3 protein-coding genes are annotated in these 3,193 nt (G+C 68.4%); all 3 read right to left on the minus strand.

The window, feature by feature from the left end; genetic code table 11:
* The coding region (locus B8460_RS04425) for a class I SAM-dependent methyltransferase (protein WP_048860367.1) at positions 1 to 684 on the minus strand (684 nt) is incomplete at its 3' end.
* An 85-nt stretch (positions 685 to 769) separates the two neighbouring features.
* Positions 770 to 1,612, minus strand: a complete 843-nt coding sequence (gene hpnK, locus B8460_RS04430; protein WP_048860368.1) for a hopanoid biosynthesis-associated protein HpnK — start codon at positions 1,610 to 1,612, stop codon at positions 770 to 772.
* Complete coding sequence (hpnJ, locus tag B8460_RS04435; protein WP_199445541.1) at positions 1,609 to 3,036, minus strand: hopanoid biosynthesis associated radical SAM protein HpnJ; 1,428 nt, start codon at positions 3,034 to 3,036, stop codon at positions 1,609 to 1,611. The genes hpnK and hpnJ overlap by 4 nt, the downstream gene beginning before the upstream one ends.
* Between the last annotated feature and the right edge of the window lie 157 nt (positions 3,037 to 3,193).

Below are 3,193 nucleotides of genomic sequence, written 5' to 3' on the forward strand. Positions count from 1 at the left end.
GGCCGTCGCGGCGGACGCTTCGGTCTTGACGATGCGGCACTTGCCCTCGCGATCCTCGATCGGCAGCTTCAGCGCGCCAAAGAAGTCGTCATAGGCCCGCTTCACCTCGGGGTAGATGACGGCCTTGTGATAGTTGCCGCCGATCAGCACGCCGCCCGGCTTCAGCAGGTTCCACCACGCGTTCAGCATGGCCGTGACACCATGGTAGTCGGCGCTGGCGTCGAGATGCACCACGCCCGGATGCACGTCGAGGAACAGCAACAGGCTCGCCGCGCTCATTCCGTCCATCGTCAGCGGCAGGATGTAGTTGCCGAGGCCGAAGCGCAGCACGTTGTTGGCGAACCGGCCATACAGCGTCGCGCCGCCGGCCTCGAACCCGAGCGCCTCGAACGTCTCGTCCGCCTGCCATTCGGCGAGTCCGCCGAGGAAGGTGTCGACCGCGATCACCACGCCGTCGATCTTGCGGGCCTTCAGTTCGCGGGCCATCACGATGGCCGAGCCGCCCTTGCCGGTCCCGACCTCGACCACGTGGCGCGGCGTCGTGCCCGCGATCGCCTCGGCCAGATAGGGGTGTTCGCCGCGCCAGCCGCTGAGATCAACCTCCTGCACGTTGGGCGGGTGGTCGAGGAACGGGTCACGGCCCCGCCAGATGCGGGTAATCAGGTCGTGGCGCACGCGGCTCATGAACGCGTCCTTCTTTGCGGGCGATGGGAATACGTGTCCGGCTAGACGATCGTTGCCGGGACCGTATTGAGCGCCGGGGACACGGTCAATAACGCGACGTTTGCCATGTTTTTGTGTAGGGTGCGTAGGCCGTCGCCACACGCGGATCGAGCAGCGCGGCCAGCTCTTCGGCGTGACGATAGGTGGGCATCAGCCGCCGCAGCAGCGGATCGGCGTGGGTCGCCGGATGGAGATACGCCTCGCTCGCGCCCGGCGGCAGGTGCGCCGCGAGCGTGAGCAGCCGGTCGGCGGTCATCGCCCCGGTCCAGCGCAGGCCGAAGCAATGATCCTCGACCGCAAGGCCAGCCCGGCGGGCCGTGCGCCGCAGCAAGCCCGTCCAGGCATACAGCGCCCGCGCGCCCGGGCCGGATCGCGCGCCGCAGGCCGCCAGCACGGATGGCGGCTCCGCCGGCACCCGCACACGCGACAGGCCATGGGCGCGCCCGGCGGCGACCAGCATGCGCCCGACCGTGGGGTGCAGATGCATGTGCTTGTGTGCGTCGGCGTGATGCAGCGCGAGGCCGGTCGCGGCATAGGCGGCGAACTGCGCGCGGATTTCCGCCGCGAGCTGCGTCCGCACGCGGCGGTTGAAGGCATAGGCGATGCCGAGGCGAAGCTGATCCGACGGAAACTGGCCCGCCGCATCCACGAGATCGGGGATGTCGGCTTGCGGCAGGACGGCCGGTCCCTCGATCACCACCAGATGCAGCCCGACCCGCAGCCCGGGCAGCCGGCGCGCGCGCGCGACGGCATCCGCCGTCGCCTCGCCGGCCACCATGAGGCTGGCACACGCCAGCACGCCGTCGCGATGCGCGCGCTCGACCGCTTCGTTGACGACGAGCGAGAGGCCGAAATCGTCGGCGGTGAAGCGGACGCTGCGGCTGGTCACGCCGCCTTGTGACGTTCGCGCAGGAAGTGGAAGAACTCCACCCCTTCGCGCAGGCGGCGCTTCATCATCTGCGGGCTGCGTATCATCTCGCCGACGATGGAGGCGATCTTCGGGGCGCGGAAGTAGAACTGACGGTAGAACGTCTCCACGCTGTCGAAGATTTCCGTGTGCGACAGATGCGGATAGTGCAGCGGCGCGATCTGCACGCCGTGATCGTCCACCAGCTCCGCGTTGGCGGCATCGAGCCAGCCGTTCTCGACCGCCTGATTGTACAGGAACGTGCCCGGATAGGGCGCGGCGAGGGAGACCTGGATCGTGTGCGGGTTGATGTCGGTGGCGAAGCGGATCGTCTCCCGGATCGTCTCCGTCGTCTCGCCCGGCAGGCCGAGGATGAAGGTGCCGTGGATCTTGATGCCGAGCTCGTGGCAGTCCTGCGTGAAGCGGCGCGCGACCTCGATCCGCATGCCCTTCTTGATGTTGTGCAGGATCTGCTGGTTGCCGCTCTCGTAGCCGACCAGCAGCAGCCGCAGCCCGTTGTCACGCAGCACCTTCAGCGTCTCGCGCGGCACGTTGGCCTTCGCGTTGCAGGACCACTGCACGCCCAGCTTGCCGAGCTTGCGCGCGATCGCCTCGGCGCGCGGGAGGTCGTCGGTGAAGGTGTCGTCGTCGAAGAAGAACTCCCGCACCTGCGGGAAATAGCGCTTGGCCAGCGCGATCTCCTCCACCACGTGATCGGGCGAGCGGGTGCGGTAGCGGTGGCCGCCCACCGTCTGCGGCCACAGGCAGAACGTGCACCGGCTCTTGCAGCCGCGTCCCGTGTAGAGCGAGACATAGGGGTGCAGAAGATAGCCGATGAAATAATCCTCGATCCGCAGGTCACGCTTGTAGACCTCGGTGACGAAGGGCAGCCGGTCCATGTCCTCCAGCATCGCGCGGTCCTTGTTCTGGACCAGCACGCCGGACGGGTTGCGCCAGGTGATGCCGTCCACCGACGCGAGATCGCGGCCCTCGGCAATTTCCTTGATGGTGAAGTCGAACTCGTTGCGCGCGACGAAGTCGATCGCGCCGCCCTGAGCGAGGCTTTCGGTCGGCTGCACCGCCACCTTGGCGCCGACGAAGCCGATCTTCATCGACGGGTTCGCCTCCTTCAGCCGCCGCGCCACCTCGACGTCGTTGGCGAAGGACGGGGTGGAGGTGTGGATCACGCACAGGTCATAGGACCGCGCCTGCGCCAGGATCGGGTCGAGGCCGAGCCGCGCGGGCGGGGCGTCGATCAGCTTGCTGCCCTCGACAAGGGCGGCCGGCTGGGCGAGCCAGGTCGGAAACCAGAACGACTTGATCTCACGCCGCGCCTGATAGCGCGAGCCGGCGCCGCCGTCGAAACCGTCGAACGAAGGCGGCTGCAGGAAAAGGGTCTTCATCATCGCACGGGCATCCTCATTGGACGGCCTCGGTCTGGTAGAGCGGGACGGGCATCTCCGCGCCGGACGGGCGCGCCGGCGGCAGCCCGACCGAGCTGCCCGCGTCGAGCGCGTGCCCGCGCCACTCCACCCGCCGGCTCGCATAGCTCGCCGTCATCAC

The organism is Acidisphaera rubrifaciens HS-AP3, from assembly GCF_000964365.1.
GTDB classification, from domain to species: Bacteria; Pseudomonadota; Alphaproteobacteria; order Acetobacterales; family Acetobacteraceae; genus Acidisphaera; species Acidisphaera rubrifaciens.